17 protein-coding genes are annotated in these 17,442 nt (G+C 73.0%); 10 read left to right on the forward strand and 7 right to left on the reverse strand.

Going from position 1 to position 17,442, the window contains the following annotated elements:
- Positions 1–20: 20 nt before the first annotated feature.
- Positions 21–1,370: a type I glutamate--ammonia ligase gene (gene glnA / locus AC0OO9_RS06480; protein ID WP_484516282.1), complete on the reverse strand. Its 1,350-nt coding sequence runs from the start codon at positions 1,368–1,370 to the stop codon at positions 21–23.
- 187 nt (positions 1,371–1,557) lie between these two features.
- Between glnA and AC0OO9_RS06485 the strand changes: the two genes are divergently transcribed.
- The 3 genes from AC0OO9_RS06485 (at position 1,558) to AC0OO9_RS06495 (ending at position 4,948) form a co-directional block, all read left to right on the forward strand.
- Positions 1,558–3,318, forward strand: a complete 1,761-nt coding sequence (locus AC0OO9_RS06485) for an NAD+ synthase (RefSeq protein ID WP_484516283.1) — start codon at positions 1,558–1,560, stop codon at positions 3,316–3,318.
- Between the two features lie 135 nt (positions 3,319–3,453).
- Positions 3,454–4,299: a 3-methyl-2-oxobutanoate hydroxymethyltransferase gene (gene panB / locus AC0OO9_RS06490; RefSeq protein WP_311414958.1), complete on the forward strand. Its 846-nt coding sequence runs from the start codon at positions 3,454–3,456 to the stop codon at positions 4,297–4,299.
- Between the two features lie 121 nt (positions 4,300–4,420).
- Entirely contained in the window at positions 4,421–4,948 is a 528-nt protein-coding gene (locus AC0OO9_RS06495; RefSeq protein WP_132237314.1) for a hypothetical protein, read from the forward strand.
- A gap of 73 nt (positions 4,949–5,021) precedes the next feature.
- On the opposite strand, the gene npdG is transcribed toward AC0OO9_RS06495, so the two are convergent.
- Positions 5,022–5,720, reverse strand: a complete 699-nt coding sequence (gene npdG, locus AC0OO9_RS06500; RefSeq protein ID WP_484516286.1) for an NADPH-dependent F420 reductase — start codon at positions 5,718–5,720, stop codon at positions 5,022–5,024.
- 143 nt (positions 5,721–5,863) lie between these two features.
- Entirely contained in the window at positions 5,864–7,297 is a 1,434-nt protein-coding gene (locus tag AC0OO9_RS06505) for an RNB domain-containing ribonuclease (RefSeq protein ID WP_484516287.1), read from the reverse strand.
- 25 nt (positions 7,298–7,322) lie between these two features.
- Between AC0OO9_RS06505 and AC0OO9_RS06510 the strand changes: the two genes are divergently transcribed.
- From AC0OO9_RS06510 to AC0OO9_RS06525, 4 genes are all read left to right on the forward strand, one after another.
- Positions 7,323–8,459 carry a hypothetical protein gene (locus AC0OO9_RS06510; protein WP_484516288.1) on the forward strand — a complete coding sequence of 379 codons (1,137 nt, stop codon included), beginning with the start codon at positions 7,323–7,325 and terminating at the stop codon, positions 8,457–8,459.
- Between the two features lie 324 nt (positions 8,460–8,783).
- The gene (locus AC0OO9_RS06515; protein WP_484516290.1) at positions 8,784–9,203 is read left to right on the forward strand and encodes a hypothetical protein; all 420 of its coding nucleotides are present in this window, start codon (positions 8,784–8,786) and stop codon (positions 9,201–9,203) included.
- Positions 9,204–9,230: 27 nt separating this feature from the next.
- The gene (locus AC0OO9_RS06520) at positions 9,231–9,728 is read left to right on the forward strand and encodes an NUDIX hydrolase (protein ID WP_484516292.1); all 498 of its coding nucleotides are present in this window, start codon (positions 9,231–9,233) and stop codon (positions 9,726–9,728) included.
- Positions 9,721–10,578, forward strand: coding sequence for a nucleotidyltransferase domain-containing protein (locus AC0OO9_RS06525; protein WP_484516294.1), 858 nt, complete (start codon positions 9,721–9,723; stop codon positions 10,576–10,578). Before AC0OO9_RS06520 ends, AC0OO9_RS06525 begins: the two co-directional genes overlap by 8 nt.
- 34 nt (positions 10,579–10,612) lie before the next feature.
- On the opposite strand, the gene AC0OO9_RS06530 is transcribed toward AC0OO9_RS06525, so the two are convergent.
- From AC0OO9_RS06530 to AC0OO9_RS06540, 3 genes are all read right to left on the reverse strand, one after another.
- Positions 10,613–12,700: an amylo-alpha-1,6-glucosidase gene (locus AC0OO9_RS06530; RefSeq protein ID WP_484516296.1), complete on the reverse strand. Its 2,088-nt coding sequence runs from the start codon at positions 12,698–12,700 to the stop codon at positions 10,613–10,615.
- A 4-nt stretch (positions 12,701–12,704) separates the two neighbouring features.
- Entirely contained in the window at positions 12,705–13,067 is a 363-nt protein-coding gene (locus tag AC0OO9_RS06535; protein WP_484516298.1) for an SCP2 sterol-binding domain-containing protein, read from the reverse strand.
- 150 nt (positions 13,068–13,217) lie between these two features.
- Positions 13,218–13,478 carry a hypothetical protein gene (locus AC0OO9_RS06540; RefSeq protein WP_132237300.1) on the reverse strand — a complete coding sequence of 87 codons (261 nt, stop codon included), beginning with the start codon at positions 13,476–13,478 and terminating at the stop codon, positions 13,218–13,220.
- 314 nt (positions 13,479–13,792) lie between these two features.
- On the opposite strand from AC0OO9_RS06540, the gene AC0OO9_RS06545 reads away from it, so the two are divergent.
- Positions 13,793–14,596 (forward strand): DUF4304 domain-containing protein, encoded by an 804-nt coding sequence (locus AC0OO9_RS06545; RefSeq protein WP_484516300.1) that lies wholly within the window; start codon positions 13,793–13,795, stop codon positions 14,594–14,596.
- 248 nt (positions 14,597–14,844) lie between these two features.
- On the opposite strand, the gene AC0OO9_RS06550 is transcribed toward AC0OO9_RS06545, so the two are convergent.
- Complete coding sequence (locus tag AC0OO9_RS06550) at positions 14,845–15,894, reverse strand: aldo/keto reductase (RefSeq protein WP_484516302.1); 1,050 nt, start codon at positions 15,892–15,894, stop codon at positions 14,845–14,847.
- Between the two features lie 111 nt (positions 15,895–16,005).
- On the opposite strand from AC0OO9_RS06550, the gene AC0OO9_RS06555 reads away from it, so the two are divergent.
- Together AC0OO9_RS06555 and AC0OO9_RS06560 are read left to right on the forward strand one after the other, a co-directional pair.
- Positions 16,006–16,425: a MerR family transcriptional regulator gene (locus AC0OO9_RS06555; RefSeq protein WP_484516304.1), complete on the forward strand. Its 420-nt coding sequence runs from the start codon at positions 16,006–16,008 to the stop codon at positions 16,423–16,425.
- Positions 16,426–16,803: 378 nt separating this feature from the next.
- The gene (locus AC0OO9_RS06560) at positions 16,804–17,088 is read left to right on the forward strand and encodes a DUF6881 domain-containing protein (protein WP_132237292.1); all 285 of its coding nucleotides are present in this window, start codon (positions 16,804–16,806) and stop codon (positions 17,086–17,088) included.
- Positions 17,089–17,442: the final 354 nt, after the last annotated feature.

The raw sequence follows: 17,442 nt of genomic DNA on the forward strand, positions 1-17,442 counted from the left end.
CTCCGGCTCCGGGAGGGGGCCTACAGCGACAGGTATCGCTGCCGCTCGTAGGGGGTGACCTCGCGGCGGTACTGCTCCCACTCGGCCCGCTTGTTGCGCAGGAAGAAGTCGAAGACGTGCTCGCCGAGCACCTCGGCGACCAGTTCGGAGCCGGCCATCACGTCGATCGCCTCGGCCAGGTTCTCCGGCAGCGGCTCGTAGCCCATCGCCCGCCGCTCGGCGCTGGTCAACGACCACACGTCGTCCTCGGCGCCCGGCGGCAGCTCGTAGCCCTCCTCGATGCCCTTCATCCCGGCACCGAGCAGCACCGCGAAGGCCAGGTAGGGGTTGGCCGCCGAGTCCGGCGAGCGGACCTCCACCCGGGCGGAGTTCGGCTTGCCGTAGGCGGGGACCCGGACCAGCGCGGACCGGTTCAGGTGACCCCAGCAGACGTACGCGGGGCTCTCGGTCACCCGGTCCGGCAACGCCTGCGGGAACAGCCGCTTGTAGGAGTTGACCCACTGGTTGGTGACGGCCGTGTACTCCCGGGCGTGCACCAGCAGCCCGGCGATGAACGCCCGGGCCACCTTGGACAGCTTCATCGGGTCGCTGGCGTCGTGGAACGCGTTGCGCTCCCCCTCGAACAGCGACAGGTGGGTGTGCATGCCGCTGCCCGGCTGGTCGGTGAACGGCTTCGGCATGAAGGTGGCCTGCACGCCGGTGGAGAGCGCCACCTCCTTGACCACGTGCCGGAAGGTCATGATGTTGTCGGCCGTGGTGAGCGCGTCGGCGTAGCGCAGGTCGATCTCCTGCTGGCCGGGGGCCACCTCGTGGTGGCTGAACTCCACGGAGATGCCGATCCGCTCCAGCGCCAGCACGCCCTGCCGGCGGAAGTCGCGGGCCACCGCGTGGGTGGTGTGCTCGAAGTAGCCGCCGGTGTCGACCGGGACCGGCACCGAGCCGTCCATCGGACCGTTCTCCAGCAGGAAGAACTCGATCTCGGGGTGGGTGTAGAAGGTGAAGCCCTTCTCGGCGGCCTTGGACAGCGCCCGGCGCAGCACGTGCCGCGGGTCGGCCCAGGACGGGCCGCCGTCGGGCAGCAGGATGTCGCAGAACATCCGGGCGCTCTCGCCGCTGGCCCCGCCCTCGAACGGGAAGACCTGGAAGGTCGTCGGGTCGGGCATGGCCACCATGTCGGACTCGAAGACCCGGGCGAAGCCCTCGATCGCCGAGCCGTCGAACCCGATGCCCTCCTCGAAGGCCGCCTCCAGCTCGGCGGGGGCCACCGACACGCTCTTGAGCGTGCCCAGCACGTCGGTGAACCACAGCCGGACGAACCGGATGTCCCGCTCTTCCAGCGTACGGAGGACGAACTCCTGCTGACGGTCCACTTCCACCCCTCGCGACACCGTTGCGCACCTGCGACCGGGGTCGACCCGGCCTGACCGACCAGTCTCCACCGGCCTCGTTACGCCGACGTTACGCGACCGGCCGGCCGGCGTCCCGCCCTGTCCCGCGGCTCCCGTCGTCCCGCCCCGCCCGCGTGTCGGGTCCGCACGGCTGGGGCAAGATGAGGACATGCCCACCCTGCGTCTCGCCCTGTGCCAGGTCAACCCGACCGTCGGTGACCTCGCCGGCAACTCCGGCCTGGTCCGTGACTGGACCCGCCGGGCCGCCGACGCCGGCGCCCAGATCGTCGCGTTCCCGGAGATGATGCTGACCGGCTATCCGGTCGAGGACCTGGTCTTCCGCCGGTCCTTCGTCGCCGCGTCGAAGGCCGCGCTGGAACGCCTCGCCGCCGACCTCGACGCCGACGGGTCGGGCGCCCTGCCGGTGCTGGTCGGCTATCTGGACGCCGACGGCCCGCCGCAGGTCAGCGGCGACGCCGAGCCCGGTCGCGGCGCCCGCAACGCGGCGGCCCTGCTGCACCACGGCCGGATCGTCGCCACCTACTTCAAGCACCACCTGCCCAACTACGGCGTCTTCGACGAGGACCGCTACTTCGTCTCCGGCGACGCGCTGAGCGTCGTCCGCGTCGGCGGGGTGGACGTGGCGCTGACCATCTGCGAGGACCTGTGGCAGGCCGGCGGTCCGTTCGCCGCCGCCCGCCAGGCCGGCGTCGGCCTCGTCCTCTGCGTCAACGGCTCGCCGTACGAGCTGAACAAGGACGACGTCCGGCTGCCACTGGTCCGCCGCCGGGCCGCCGAGGCCGGGGCGACGATCGCGTACGTCAACATGGTCGGCGGGCAGGACGAGCTGGTCTTCGAGGGCGACTCGATGATCGTGGGCGCCGACGGCACGCTGCTCGCCCGGGCCCCGCAGTTCGTCGAGCACCTGCTGGTGCACGACGTGGAGCTGCCCGCCGCCGGCGAGCCGGTCGCCCCGGAGCAGGAGCTGGCGGACGGGATGCGCGTGGTGCGGGCGGAGGCCGGGGACATCCCGCCGGCGCCCGCCGGGCCGGCCGTCACCGGTGGGACGATCGCCCCGGTGGCCGACGAGGCCGAGGTGTGGCAGGCGCTCGTGCTGGGCCTGCGCGACTACGTCAACAAGAACCGCTTCCCCTCGGTGGTGCTGGGCCTCTCCGGCGGCATCGACTCGGCGGTGGTGGCCGCGCTGGCCGTCGACGCGCTCGGGCCCGACCGGGTGGTCGGCGTCTCGCTGCCCAGCCAGCACTCCTCCGAGCACAGCCGGGAGGACGCGGCCGACCTGGCGAAGCGCACCGGGCTCGACTACCGGGTCGAGCCGATCCAGCCGATGGTGGACACCTTCCTGGCGAACATGTCGCTCTCCGGGGTCTCCGTGGAGAACCTCCAGGCGCGCGTACGCGGGGTGATCCTCATGGCGCTGTCGAACCAGGAGGGGCACCTGGTGCTGACCACCGGCAACAAGAGCGAGCTGGCGGTCGGCTACTCCACCCTCTACGGCGACTCGGTCGGCGGCTTCAACCCGGTCAAGGACGTCTGGAAGACGCTGGTCTGGCGGCTGGCGAAGTGGCGCAACGCCGACGCCGCCCGCCGGGGCGAGACCCCGCCCATCCCGGAGAACTCCATCGGCAAGCCGCCGAGCGCCGAGCTGAGCCCGGGCCAGCTCGACAGCGACACGCTGCCCGACTACGACGTGCTGGACCCGATCCTGATCGGCTACGTCGACGGTGACCTGGGCCGCGACGGGCTGGTCGCGTCCGGCCACGACCCGGCCGTCGTCGACCGGGTGCTGCGGATGGTGGATACCGCCGAGTACAAGCGCCGCCAGTCCGCGCCGGGCGCGAAGATCTCGATGAAGGCCTTCGGGCGGGACCGGCGGCTGCCGATCACGAACCGGTGGCGCGAGGACGGCTGAGCCGGGTCGCTCCCGGGCCGGCAGCGGCCCGGGAGTGACATCCTCCACTGCGCTCTGCCGCCGGCCGGTCGTCGGGTGCGACGATCGCGGCGGAACCCGGGGACCGCGCACGCGGCCTCGAGGAAGGAGAGAGCCATGGTGGAGTCCACCCCGTCCGAGGTGACCGCCCTCTACGGCGGCCCGGCCACCCGGCGGGTACGCACCCGCGACCTGATCGCCGCCAAGGAGCGCGGCGAGCGGTGGCCGATGCTAACCTCGTACGACCAGTACACCGCCTCGATCTTCGACCAGGCCGGCATCCCGGTGCTGCTGGTCGGCGACTCGGCGGCCAACAACGTCTTCGGCTACGAGACCACGGTCCCGGTGACCGCCGAGGAGCTGCTCCCGCTCGTCCGCGCGGTGGTCCGGGCGACCAGGCACGCGCTGGTCGTCGGCGACCTGCCGTTCGGCTCCTACGAGGAGGGCCCCACGCAGGCGCTGCGTACCGCCGTGCGGTTCATGAAGGAGGGCGGCTGCCACGCGGTGAAGCTGGAGGGCGGCCGGCGCTGCGCGGCGCAGATCGCCGCCATCACCGGCGCCGGCATCCCGGTGATGGCGCACATCGGCTTCACCCCGCAGAGCGAGCACGCCATCGGCGGCTACCGGGTGCAGGGGCGCGGCGACACGGCCGACGACGTGATCGCCGACGCCCGGGCGGTGGCCGAGGCGGGCGCCTTCGCCGTGGTGCTGGAGATGGTGCCGGGGCAGGTGGCCAAGCGGATCACGGCGGAGCTGCCGATCCCGACCGTGGGCATCGGCGCCGGCGCCGACACCGACGCCCAGGTGCTGGTCTGGCAGGACATGGCCGGCCTGCGTACCGGCAGGGCGCCGCGCTTCGTGAAGCGCTACGCCGACCTGGCGGGCGCCCTGACCGACGCGACGCGGCGCTTCGCCGACGAGGTCCGTGGCGGCGACTTCCCCGCCGAGGAACACACCTTCTGACACCGGCCGGCCGCCTCCCGCCCGGACGTCGCAGGACCGGCGTCCGGGCGGGAGGTGGTACGCGGCACCGGCGCCCAAGGCCCCTCCCCGCCCCGTCCGCCTCGTGGCCGACAATCGTCCGGTGTTCGACTTTGGCATCCCCGGCTACCGGCCGACCTGGTTGCACGGGCGGCCCGACCTCGAGACGGCGCACGGCGCCCGGCTCGCCGCGCTGGCCGGCCGTACGCTCACTCGCGTCTGGCTGGTCTGGGATCTGGACGAGGACGAGTGGTTCGCGGACTGTCCGGTGCTGCTGGACTTCGCCGGCGAGCAGGTGGAGGTCAACCACCAGAAGTTCGACGATCTCTCGATCACCTGGAACTCGGTCTCCCCGGGCGGCACGCTCGCCTGGCCCACCTCCGACGGCTTCCGGCTGGCCTGGCGTGCCGAGCCGCTGCCTGGGTTGGCCGCCCTGCCGGGCCGCCGGTTGCGCGAGGTCGCGCTGTTGGAGTGGTGGGGCGGGACGGGCGACCTGGCCAACGGCAGCATCGCACTCGGCTTCGCGTTCGCCGACACCGATCTGGTCGTCTACAACGGCCTCGACGAGAACGCCCTCACCGTCGGTCCTCCGCACCCCCACTACCGCCGCCACCCGCTCGGACGCGGGTAGAGATCTTGGTAGGAGCAGGCCCCTGGAGGGGCCGTTTCCTACCAAGGTCTGAAGCGGCGGACGCGGCCGGCCGTCAGAGGTCGGTGACGCGGATGCCGGCGTGCGCCTTGTAGCGCTTGTTGATGGCGATCAGGTTGGCGGTGAACGCCTCGATCTGGTGGGCGTTGCGTAGCCGGCCGGCGTAGATGCCGCGCATGCCGGGGATCCGTGCGGCCAGCGCGGCGACCACGCCGACCAGCTCGCGGTCCTCGGTGCAGATCAGCACGTCGAGGTCGATCCGCTCGATCTCCGGGTCGGCCAGCAGCGGGGCGCTGACGTGGTTGAACGCGGCGCAGACCCGGGAGTCGGGCAGCAGCGCGGCGGCCTGCTGCACGGCGCTGCCCTCGGCGACCTTGAGGGCGTACGGGCCCTGCTTGTCGAAGCCGAGCGGGTTCACGCAGTCGACGACGATCTTGCCGGCGAGCGGCTCGGCGAGCGCGGCGACGGTGGCGGCGTGCCCGTCCCACGGCACCGCGATGACGACCACGTCGCTGCGCCGGGCCACGTCCTCGTTGCCGCCGCCGGCCACCGGTGCCCCGGCGGGCACGCCAGGCAGGGCCGCGATCTCCTCGGCGGACCGGACGGCCCGCTCGGCGGTACGGGACCCGATCAGCACGGACAGGCCGGCCCGGGCGAACCGGTAGGCGAGGCCCCTCCCCTGGTCGCCGGTGCCGCCGATGATGCCGACGGTCAGCCCGGACACGTCGGGCAGCGTGCTCGCGTCGTAAGCCATGCCGCCATCCTCGCAAACCCGCAGGCCGGCGGCACCGGTGGGCGCTGTGACAATCCCCGCTGCCGCCGACGGTGCCGGGGCGTCCGCCAGCGGGACCGGGGCCGCCCGGCAGCCATCGCGCGCAGAGGCGGCGGGCCGGCGGATCAGGCCAGTTCGAAGGCCACCGCGCGGGTGGCGGGGTCGGCGGTGACCAGGCGGACCCGCACCCGCTCGCCGAGCGGCAGCTCGCCGAGGCAGCGGGCGCGCACCGGCGGTTCGTCCAGCGCCACGGTGCCGCCGGGCCGACGGCCCGGGCGGGCCTTGCCGTCCGGGGCCGCGTCGACGTCCAGCACCGCCGCGTCGAAGGTCTCCCCCACCCGGTGCTCCAGCAGCACCGCCTCAGCCAGCTCGATCGCGCCCCGGGTGGCTGCCGAGGCGGTCCGGTCGGTCGTGGCCATCACCTCGGGCAGCCGGGGCAGCGCCGCGCGGGCCCAGTCGGGCACCGCACGGCCCTCGTGCAGGGCCAGGCAGACCTCCGTGGCGTACCTGTCGGCCAGTCGCCGCAGCGGCGCCGTGACGTGGGCGTACGCGGCCGCGACCCCGCCGTGCTCCCGCTGCTCGGGCGGCGTGCCGTCGAAGGCCGTGTACGCGGCGCCCCGCATCAGCTCGGCGGCCTGGTCCACGAAGGCGGCGGCCCGGGGCTGCGACGGGTCCAGCCCGGCGATCACCTCGCCGGGGCCGGCGCCGTCCGGCCAGTGCACGCCCAGCGGGGCGGCGGCGGCCCGCAGCCGCGCCACCGCCTCGGGCTTCGGCGCCGGCATCGTACGCAGCAGGCCGATGCCGCCGGCGAGCATGATGTCGGCGGCGGCCATCCCGGTCAGCAGCGAGATCTGGGCGTTGTGCTCCTCCATCGGCACCGGCCCGCGCAGCACCAGCCGCCAGCCGTCGCCGTCTGCCTCGACGTCCTGCTCGGGCAGCGGCAGGTTGATCGCTCCCCGGCGCAGCCCGCGCGCGGTGAGCAGGGCCCCGATCTCGGGCAGCAGGGCGATGGCATCGGGTAGCCGGCCGGCGTCGGCGTCCGCCTGGACGCCGACGTAGTCCAGCTTGGCCCGGCTGCGCACCAGCGCGCGTTCGAGCGTGACCCCGACGGTGCCGCCGTCGGCGTCCAGGTCGATCGTCCACAGCACGGCGGCCCGGTCGACGTCCGGCAGGAGGCTGGCCGCGCCCTCGCTGAGGGTCTCGGGGTGCAACGGCACGGTGCCGTCGGGCAGGTAGACGGTCTGCCCGCGCCGCCAGGTCTCCTCCTCCAGCGCGCCGCCGGGGCGGACGTGCGCGGCGACGTCGGCGATCGCGTACGACACCCGGTAGCCGCCACCGGGGCGGCGGGCGAGGTGCATCGCCTGGTCCAGGTCGCGGGAACCGGCGGGGTCCACGGTGACGAACGGGACGTCGGTACGGTCGGCGGCGGGCCGGGGCGGCGCGGCCGCCGCGGCGTCGGCCTCGCGCTGCGCCTCGGCCGGGAACCCCTCGGGCAGTCCCAGTTCGCGGCGCAGCGCGCCGAAGTCGATGCGGGGTGCGAGTACGCGTCGGATCACCACGGGGTCAATCCTGACAGTGTGGCGGATGATCCGCTTCCCGGCGAGCGCCGGTCATCCGCGTCGCGGTCAGCCGGTCGCCCTGCGCGCGCTCGCCCGTACGCCCCGGGGTGCGGTGGCCCGGGCCGCGGTCGTCGGGGCGGGCGCCTTGCGGGCGGTGACCTTCTTCGCCGGCGCCCGGGCGACTGTCGTCTTCTTCGCCGGGGCCTTCTTCGCCGCCGCCTTGCGGGTGGTGGCCGAGGAGGTCGCGGTGGCCTTGTTGGCGGGGGCCTTCGTCGCGGCGGCCTTGCGGGCGCCGCCGGTGGGCCGGGTCGCGGCCGTCTTCCTCGCCGCCGTCGTCTTCTTGGCCGGCGTCGTCTTCCCGGCGGTGGCCTTCTTCGCCGGGGCCTTCGCCGCCGTCGTGGTCTTCTTCGCCGCCGTGGTGGTGCTCTTCCCCGCCGCCGTCGTGGTCTTCTTCGCCGCCGAAGTGACCTTGCGGGCGGGGGCGGTGCCGCTGGCGGTGGCCTTCCTTGCCGTGGTGGCGGCCTTCGTCGCCGCCTGCCGGGCTGGCGTCTTCGCCGAGGTCGTCTTCTTCGCCGCCGTGCTCTTGGCCGCCGCCGTCGTCCGCTTCGCCGCGGCGGGCGCCTTCTTCGCGGCGGTGGCGGTCGTCTTCTTCGCCGCGCCCGTCGTCTTCTTCGCCGCGGTGGCGACCCTGGTCGCCGCCTTCTTCGCGGGAGCCTTCCCGGCGGGAGCCTTCGCAGCGGAAGCCTTCTTCGCGGGAGCCTTCGCGGCGGGAGCCTTCGCGGCGGGAGCCTTCGCGGCGGTGGTCTTCTTCGCCGGGGCCCGTCCCGCGCCGCCGGTCGCCTTGCTGGCCGGTGCCTTCTTCGCCGCCGTGGACGTGGCGGCCGGGCGCACGGTCCGCGTCGTGCCCGCGGTCCGCTCCGCCGCGGCGGTCTTCCTGGCGGGCGTACGTCTGGCGGCCGGGCGGGTGGTGGCCTGCTGTGCTTCGGCCATCTCGGTTCCCTTCCTGGGGACGTGCTCTCGCCCTCGCGGAGCACCACGTGCCTCGGCGCGGGCCGTCCCGCGCCGCCTATCTGTCCTCCCCGGCCCAGCGGGCGTCCTCGGCCTCCCACGCGTCGTTGCGCTCCCGCACCGTCTGCAGGGCGTTCTCCGCGTCGGCGGCTGAGGCGTACGGCCCCAGAACGTGCCTGGCGGGGCACACGTCGGCGTCGGTCTCGACCCGGTGGTGCCGGGTGCACCAGTAGAAGTGCCCACCGCTTCCGCTGTCGCTCATGGGATCACTGTGCACCGCGAACCACCCGGCCGCCACCGGAACACCACAAGTCGCCGATGTTCTCCACAGTAGACGTGCCCCCGCCGTCAAGGGCTGGAACTGCGAAAACAGGGCCATTCGGGGGTACGGTGCCCGTCCCGTCGGCCCGCGACGGGGCAGCCGCGGGGCGGGGCCGTGGCGCACAATCGCCCCGTGCGACACGGGGGTGGGACATCGGTGTGGCCGCGGCGCGTACTGGCGGTGGCGGTGCCGGCGATCGTGCTGGCGGTGGTCGGGGCGGCCACCGGGCTGCCGCTGCTGCGGGCCCGGTCACAGCAGCGGCTGGAGCAACGGGCCGAGCGGGAGGTGACCGCCACCGCGCAGCTCGCCCGCGCGCGGTTGCTCGCCGAACCGACCGCCGGGGAGTCGACGCTGCGGCGGGCCGCCGACGCGGTGGACGGGGTCGAGGTGCTGACCGTACGCAGCGACGGGCCCCGCGCGGAGGCGACCGTACGGCTGGTCTTCCGCGTCCGGGTCGCGAAGACGGCGGCCTCCGTCTTCGGCTGGCAGCGGGCCGACTCGGCGGCGTGCTTCGCGCTGGCCGTGCCCTCCGACGCCGGCCCCGTCGCCCTGGAACGGCTGTCGTGCCCCGACTGACGGACGGGGGGCGGTTAGGGTCGCCGGATGGGCGTTCCCGACCACATCCTGCGGCTGCGCGAGCGCGTCGGCCACGACCTGCTCCTGCTGCCGAGCGTGAGCGCGGTGGTGCGCAACGACGCCGGCGAGCTGCTGCTCGGCAGGCGTGCCGACGACGGGCGCTGGTCGGTGGTCAGCGGCATCGTCGAGCCGGGCGAGCAGCCGGCCACGGCGGTGGTCCGCGAGGTGCGGGAGGAGACGGGCCTGGAGGTCGAGCCGGTCCGCCTGAGCAGCGTCGTGTCGCACCCGCACACCTACCCCAACGGCGACCGCTGCGAGTTCTTCAACCTCGGCTTCCACTGCCGGCTGGTCGCCGGCACCGCCCGGGTCAACGACGACGAGTCGGTGGCCGTGGAGTGGTTCCCGCCGGACCGGCTGCCCGCGCTCGACCGGCACGCCCGGCTGACCGTCGCGCACGCCCTCGGCGCCGAGGCGGGCGCGTGGTTCCTGCCCGCCGGGACGGCCTGGGCCGAGTCCGATGACTGACCTCGACCCGCCCCTGCGCCGCTACCTCGCCGACCTGGTCGCCGCCGCCCGCGACGTGCTCGGCGACGACCTCGTCGGGGCGTACGCGGCCGGCTCGGTCGGGCTGGGCGCGTACCAGCCGGGGCGCAGCGACGTGGACGTCGCGCTGGTCTGCGCCGACGCCCTCGACCTCGGGCGCGGGCAGGAGCTGGTGGCGCGGCTGCGGCACGAGGCGCTGCCGTGCCCCGCGCGCGGGCTGGAGCTGGTCGTGTACCGCCGGGAGGTCGCCCGCTCCGGCACGCCGGAACCCGGGTTCGAGGTCGAGCTGAACACCGGGGCGCGGATGCCGTTCCGGGCCACGTGGGCCGCCGCCGACCGCCCCGCCGGGGACGGCCTGTTCTGGTACGGCCTGGACCGCAGCATCCTGCACCAGTGCGGGTACGCGCTGCTCGGGCCGCCGGCCGCCGAGGCCTTCGCCGACCTCTCCCCCGCCGACCTGCGCCGCCTGCTGACCGACGCGCTGCGCTGGTGGCTGGCCCTGCCGGCCCCGCCCGGCGACGGTCCCGCTTCCGGGGCCGAGGACGCGGTGCTCGGCGCCTGCCGCTCCCTGGTCAAGGTCCGGCACGGCGTCTGGCTGTCGAAGGTCGACGCCGGCCGCCGGCTGGCCGCCGACGGCCGGCGGGCCGACCCGACCGACGACGGCGCGGCTGCCCGCCGCCTGATCGGCGGTGGGGCCGCCGGCCACGCGACCGGCGGCGCGGCTGCCGACCTGATCGAACGGTCGATCGCGGCGCGGGCCGGCGGGCCGCCGCCGAGCGGTCCCGAGGCCCGCGCCTTCCAGCGTGGTGTGCTGGACGAGATCAGCCGGTGACGGGCTCCACCGGGATCCAGGGTTCGGCTCCGGCTCAGGCAGGGCCCGGGTCGGATCCGCCGCCGTTGGCTCGCGGCCGGTCGAAGCGGTGCCGGGCGAACGCGTCCACCCTGCCCCAGCGGCCCGGGATGTCCAGCAGTGCGAGCCGGTCGAAGCCGGGAGGCAGTGCCGGGTCCACGGCGAGATGGTCCTCGTGCGGTTCGATGCCGAGCATGATCCGGATGAACAGCAGGGACGCTCCGCTGGACCATGCCTGTGGGCTGCCGGCGGTGGGGTACCGGACCGGGTACCGCGTGGTGTGCCGGTCGAACCCGCCGAAGGCTTCGGGAAGCCGGCCCTGGAAGTAGGTGGCCGCGTCGATGATGCCCTCGGCGATGCGTCCCGCCTCGGCGGCGAATCCGTAGCGGCGCAGGCCCCAGGCGATGAACGAGTTGTCGAAGGGCCAGACGGTGCCACGGTGGTATCCGAGCGGGTTGTAGCGGCCCTGCCCCTCGGCGAGGGTCCGCACTCCCCAGCCGGAGAAGAGCGCCGGTCCCAGCAGGTGCTCGGCGACCCGCGCGGCCCGTTCCGGGGGCACGATCCCGCTCCACAGCAGGTGCCCGATGTTGGAGGAGAGGCTGTCGACGGGAGTGCCGTCGCCGTCGAGGGCGAGCGCGTAGTAACCCCGGTCGTCGAGCCAGAAGTCCCGGTTGAAGCGCTCGTACAGCGCCGCCGCCTCGCTTTCCAGCCGGTCCGCGTAGGCCGGGTCGTTCCAGAACGTACGGGCCAGCCGCGCCGCCCGGATCTTGGCGTCGTAGGCGTAGCCCTGGGCCTCGCAGGTGGCCCTGGGGAAGCCCGGCAGCCGGCCATCGGCGTAGGAGATGCTGTCCCAGGAGTCCTTCCAGCACTGGTTCTCCAGCCCGGTGACCCGGTTGCGTCGCTCATACCAGAGGTAGCCGGTGGACGTCAGGTCGGCGTACTGGTCGATCCACGCCAGGGCCGCCCGGGCCTCCTGCTCCAGCTCCATCACCAGCGCCGTGTCGCCGCTCCACCGTTCGTACTCGTCGAGCAGCACCACGAACAGCGGCGAGGCGTCCACGGTGCCGTAGTACGGCGAGTGCGCCTGCTCCTCGAACGCGGCCGACTCGCCGTAGCGCAGCTCGTGCAGGATCCGACCGGGGTCCTCCTCCAGGACGTTGTCGGTCCGGGCGCCCTGCAACGACGCCAGGATCCGCAGCGTCGGCGGGGTCAGCGACGGGGTGAAGGGCAGGGTCTGCAGGCAGGTCAGCAGGCTGTCCCGACCGAACAGGGTCATGAACCAGGGCAACCCGGCCGCCGGCACGGTCGCGCCGCTGAGCGAGAGCGGAGCGAAGCGCAGCGCCGCCAGGTCCACCAGGCTGCGGTGGTACACCTCTTGCAGTGCGTCGCTGTCGGTGTCGAGCTTCGGGGCCTCCGCGACCCACTCCCGTACGCTCGTCGGCAGCGTGGCGGCGTCCGGACGCAGCGCGCGCACGGGGGCGCGGAGGTCGACACCGTCCGGACGCAGCGCCCGCATGACCACCCGCAGCTCCGTCGACCACCGGGCGCCGGGCGGCAGCCGCAGCGTGAAGCGGAGACCGTCCCGGTCGAAGTCGGCGGGCTCACTCGCCGATACGGACACCTCGCGCTGGAACGTGCCGCGCCGGTAGCCCAGGCGCAACTCGTCCGGACCGACGTGGGTGTAGTGACTGCCGGCCTTCTGGCGGATGTCGAACTTGATGTCGAAGATGTCGGCGAAGTCGGCCGCCACCTCCAGTCGCACATCGAGGTCCATCTCCTTCTCGCCGTAGTTGAACACCGTCAGCGACTCGGTGAGATCCGGCCCGATCCGCCGCCGCCGGATCGCCGACACGTCGGCCTCCACGTAGTCGGTCTGCCCGCCCGGCACCACGAAGAACGCGGCCTCGTAGTACTGGCTGTCGTCCACCGACAGCGCGGTCAGCCGCTCGCCGTTGACGGTGAGCACCCAGCGGGACAGGAAGCGCGAGTCGGCGGCGAACAGGCCGACCGGGGTCGCGGGCGAGGACTCCACGTCACCGCTGGAATCCGAGACGATGAAGGTGCTGCCGTCGATGCACGACACGGTGCCCGGGATGTCCTTCATCGGGTCACTCCCCGCGGCCGGAGGCGGCCTGCTGCCGTGCGGCGGGGGGCACCGGGAACAGCCGCCCGACCCGCATCGCCAACGCGAGGTCCCCGTCGACCATGATCTCGCCCCGGGCGATCCCGGCCAGGCCGTTCATCTCGCCCCGCGTCATCGCCTCCGCGACATCGGCGGAGACCGTGATGACGGTGTCCGCCGGGCTGTCGCCCTGCGTCACCTTCATGCTTCCGTGGTCGATGTCCAGCAGCCACTGCTCCACCCGGTCCCCCTCCCGGATGTCGAACCGGACGGTGCCGCGGACCTTGCACAACCGTGGATCGTGACCGACGTCGGCCAACTGCTCGAAGAAGGTGCTGGTCGTCGTCATACGACCTCCCCGCCGCTTGTCAGGAGCCCTCGCCGACTACCCGTCGGACGGGGGCGCTAACGCTCCCAGCGGCGCCTTGGTCGGCGACGCGGCCACGCCGCCGGCGGGCGCCCGCCGGCACGGGCGCCCGCGCCGGACGGGATGAGGGGCTCAGCGGTCGCCGCACCAGGCGCGGGCCGACGCGGTACGGACCAGGAGCCCGCTGACCGACAGCGCCAGCACCGCCAGCAGCCCGCCCGCCGCCGTCGCGATGAGGGCCGGGTCGACCGGGGTCGTGATCAGGGATCCGAGGCGCGGCCCGAAGAGCAGCATGATGCCGGCTGCGACCAGGAACGCGACGGCGACCGGCGCGGCGAAGCCGCGTACCACCCGCCACGCCGTCGGGCCGCCGTGCCAGAGCCCCCGGAGCACGGCTGCGGTCGCCGCCGTGCAACAGGCCAGAGCGAGCAGTTGCCCGCGCCGCCGACCTCGCCGAGCAGCGCCACAACCATGGTGGGGGTGTACGCCCACCAGGACGCGAGCAGCAACATGCTGACGACCATCGAGGTAGCGGTCTGCTGTCAGCGGTCCGGGAATTGGCAGCGCCTCGTCACCCCCGGCTGCAGGCCGGGCGGACGCAGTCGGGCTGACGTGTCCGCATCTGGCTTGGCCGAGCATTCGCGCACTAGAACGATGCGCACAGGGCCAGGCCGACGCAGGAGGTCGAGCCATCTGACCCGGACGTTGTGGCCTTCGACCTGACCCGGGCTGCACGGCAGGGTCAGGCCGGCGGTGACGACGTCGTGGTACTGGGGCAGTCCTTCGGCGAGCTAGCGGAGGCGGGGCAGATCGCCGGATCGAAGCTGCGTCGGCGCGCTGCACCGACTCCGGTGGACGACCGTACCGTCAAGGTCATGGCGGAACTCGACGTGGTGATACGCGGCCTGCTGCATGACATCGGCGTGACCTTGCATCCACGGGGCTTTCGTAGCTCCGGTGCGGTGTGGCGACTGACTACGCCCGAGGGTGTCGCCGTCATTCACAAACAGCCGTCGGAGCGGTCCCGGCCCACCGCGAAAATGTTCTACATCGATACCGCAGCGGCCCCGAAGGAGTGGTGGGAGTGGATGGCGTGGAGGACCGGGCAGACCCGACCGATGAACAAAGCGAGCGAGATCTACAGCATCGGCCTCATGGAACGCCGGGTGCCGTGCCCCCACCCCGCCGCCAGTGACCGCGAGCGCTGGCAGGTGACAGCCGACACCGATGTGGATCGGCTGCGCGCCGATCTCCTCACTGGCGTGACGCGGGCAGCGGATCGGCTGGTCGAACTGCTGCAGCCAGGCCGCTACCTGGCCGAGCTGAGCGCACTGCCCGACAAGCAGATCGGCCATTGGCCACCACTGGTCATCCTGCTCTCCGGGCGAGGACCGTCACCGGAACTGGATGCTGCCTGCGCCGGATTACGCGAGGCTTTCGCCGAGCGGCCCCGGGCGGCCGGATACGTCGACGAACTCATCGGCTGGGCGCATGCCCGCGCCTCGCGCTGAGCGCTGGGGCGCGGCTCCAAGATGGGACGGGTCCACAGCCGCGCAACGCGGCCGTGGACCCGTGTTCCCCGCCACCGTCGCTGGCCCGGCAGACCCTGCGTGAGCAGCCGCAGCACCTCCTCGTAGCCGTGACCGTCACGATCCGAGCGATCGCTCTTCCCGGCAGTGCCGGGCGCCTGCCGGGGTGTCACCCGCGATCACGTGACGTGACACGCGGATCGCGGCCTGTGCGGACAGGGGCCTGGGCGTCAGGCGGCTGCGCGGTCGGCAACCGGGCGACGGCGCAGCGCCGGGTCGGTCAGCGCCGGCGGACGCCAGGCCCCGTCGGCCTGGTACAGGTTGGTGCCCGGCGGGATGATCTCGTCGATCCGGTCCAGCACGGCGTCGTCCAGTGTGAGCTCGGCGCCCTTCAGCGCGGCGTCGAGCTGTTCCATGGTGCGTGGCCCGATGATCACCGAGGTGACCCCGGGATGCGCCGCCGGGAAGGCCAGCGCCAGCTCCGGCAGCGTACAGCCGATCTCCGACGCCAGCTCGACGAGCCGCTCCACCACGTCCAGCTTGCGCACGTTCTCCTCGATCGCGGGATCGAACCGGGCCGGGGTGAGCGCGGCCCGGCCTGTGGACAGGTCCACCGGTCGCCCCTTGCGGTAGCGGCCGGTAAGGAAACCGGAGGCAAGCGGGCTCCAGGTCAGCACGCCCATGCCGTAGCGCTGGGTGACCGGGAGCAGGTCAGTCTCGATTCCCCGGGCGAGCAGCGAGTACGGCGGTTGCTCGGTCCGGAACCGGTGCAGCCCGCGTCGCTCCGCGACGTGGTGCGCCTCGACGATCTGCTCGGCCGGGAAGGTCGAGCAGCCGAAGGCGCGGATCTTTCCCTGGCGTACCAGATCGGTCAGCGCCGATAGTGTCTCTTCGATGTCGGTGGTGGAGTCCGGCCGATGCACCTGGTAAAGGTCGATCCAGTCGGTGCTCAGCCGGCGCAGGCTCTCCTCGACCTCCCGGACGATCCAGCGCCGCGAGTTGCCGCCCCGGTTGCGTCCCTCGCCCATCGGGAAGTGCACCTTGGTGGCGAGCACCACGTCGTCCCGGTGGCCTTGCAGCGCCTTGCCGACGATCGTCTCGGACTCGCTGGCGGAGTACATGTCCGCGGTGTCCACGAAGTTGATCCCCTGGTCGAGAGCGGCGTGGACGATCCGCGCACAATCGTCGTGGTCGGTATTGCCCACGGAGCCGAACATCATGGTGCCGAGGCAGTGGACGCTCACCTCGATGCCGGTACGGCCCAGGACGCGGTAACGCATGGTGGGGCTCCTTTGTGGTCGTCGCGCGCCGGGCGGTCGGCCAGCCGGCTACCCGTGCGAGCACCCTAGGAGCTGGAGCCGACTCTAGGTCAACCCGTTACGCTGGACGGCATGTCCGAAGTCGGCCCGGGCCTGAGCATCGGCGAGGTCGCCGAGCGCACCGGGCTGAGCGTGCACACGCTGCGGTTCTACGAGCGGGAAGGCATCCTGGCCAACCCGGTCCGGCGCGATGCCGGCGGGCGCCGCGTCTACCACAAGGGCGATGTGGACTGGCTCGCCGTCTGCGTCATCCTGCGCGGCTCCGGCATGTCGCTGCCGGAGATCCGGCGCTACACCGAGCTGGTCCGTGCGGGCGGCGGCACCGAGGCGGAGCGGCTGGTGCTGCTGCGGGAGCACCGAGAGCGGGTCCTGGACCAGATGAACCAGCTCCGGAAGTGTCTGGACCTGGTCAACTTCAAGGTCGGGGTGTACGAGGACGCGCTGGACCAACTCGCCGTCCCGTCCGTCACCGGCACCGACGCCGGCCGGTAACCGAACGGCCCGGCCGTGACCGGAACTGTCACGATGGAGATGGCTCATCCCATGTTCGCGACGCCCGTACTCCCCTGACGGACCGGAGCGCCTGGGCGCATTCCGTTGGGGCCCGCTCTTCTGGAGCCACGAGCGGCCGCAGGCTACGCAAATCGGTGCTCTTGACGCCCGAGGGGCTGGGAATCGAGCCGGTGCTCGGGTACGACGTGGAGGCCCGACCGGGTTGTGCTCGTGACCGACGGCTGAGTTTCGGTTGCGCGAGCCGTCTTCCGAACGGCGAGTTCAGCGGGTTGGACGCCCAGGAGCATGGAAACCGGCTTCGCGGTACGGGCGCGGTTGTCGGCAGGTCTGTGCATGCGAGGACCATAGGCTCCCACTATGGCGAGCCGCTTCATCCGCCGGCGCTGGGACGAGTCACGAGGCGACGAATTCGACGATTGGGGACCCTCGGTCTGGTACTTCGAGGTCGCCGAGGACGGCGGGCCCGTACGGCAGATCGAGGCGTACGACAACGGTCCGGTCCTCCGCTACGGGCCCGGACAGGAGGAAGACCAGCACGGCGGCTTGGGGCAGGCGAGCCTCGATGACGCGGACGAGGACTGGAGCCCCTACATGATCACGCGAGACGCGTTCGAGCGTGTCTGGGACTCCGCCGGCGAGTAGGAGCGGGTCTATCGACACCATGGGGCGCTTCGCGGCAGATCCGGATGGCGGGTGCGGTAGACGATGGTGTCGTTGCGGTTGCCGGGTTACGGGTCGCCGAGGGCACGCATCGCCACCATGGCGCTAAGGAGTCCTGGCATGGTGGTGAACCGGCCCTCGGTGTGGCGTGACCGATGATTCTTCCGTGCCGCGCTGGTCTGTACGCCGAGTATCGGCTCACGGGAGGCTGACTACCATGCGAAGACTGACCTTCGGCATGAACCTGAGCCTGGACGGATACATCGCCGCGCCCGGCGACGACCTCGGCTGGAGTGTGCCGAGCGACGAGTTGTTCCAGTGGTGGTCCGACCGGGT

The sequence above is a fragment of the Micromonospora sp. USAFONa4 genome, from assembly GCF_057197825.1.

Excerpts from the sequence above, each read along its gene's own strand:
- AC0OO9_RS06485 (WP_484516283.1), top strand. The coding sequence starts at position 1,558 with ATGCCCACCCTGCGTCTCGCCCTGTGCCAGGTCAACCCGACCGTCGGT.
- panB (WP_311414958.1), top strand. The coding sequence starts at position 3,454 with ATGGTGGAGTCCACCCCGTCCGAGGTGACCGCCCTCTACGGCGGCCCG.
- npdG (WP_484516286.1), bottom strand. The coding sequence starts at position 5,720 with ATGGCTTACGACGCGAGCACGCTGCCCGACGTGTCCGGGCTGACCGTC.
- AC0OO9_RS06510 (WP_484516288.1), top strand. The coding sequence starts at position 7,323 with ATGATCCGCTTCCCGGCGAGCGCCGGTCATCCGCGTCGCGGTCAGCCG.
- AC0OO9_RS06520 (WP_484516292.1), top strand. The coding sequence starts at position 9,231 with ATGGGCGTTCCCGACCACATCCTGCGGCTGCGCGAGCGCGTCGGCCAC.
- AC0OO9_RS06525 (WP_484516294.1), top strand. The coding sequence starts at position 9,721 with ATGACTGACCTCGACCCGCCCCTGCGCCGCTACCTCGCCGACCTGGTC.
- AC0OO9_RS06530 (WP_484516296.1), bottom strand. The coding sequence starts at position 12,700 with ATGAAGGACATCCCGGGCACCGTGTCGTGCATCGACGGCAGCACCTTC.
- AC0OO9_RS06535 (WP_484516298.1), bottom strand. The coding sequence starts at position 13,067 with ATGACGACGACCAGCACCTTCTTCGAGCAGTTGGCCGACGTCGGTCAC.
- AC0OO9_RS06550 (WP_484516302.1), bottom strand. The coding sequence starts at position 15,894 with ATGCGTTACCGCGTCCTGGGCCGTACCGGCATCGAGGTGAGCGTCCAC.
- AC0OO9_RS06555 (WP_484516304.1), top strand. The coding sequence starts at position 16,006 with ATGTCCGAAGTCGGCCCGGGCCTGAGCATCGGCGAGGTCGCCGAGCGC.
- AC0OO9_RS06560 (WP_132237292.1), top strand. The coding sequence starts at position 16,804 with ATGGCGAGCCGCTTCATCCGCCGGCGCTGGGACGAGTCACGAGGCGAC.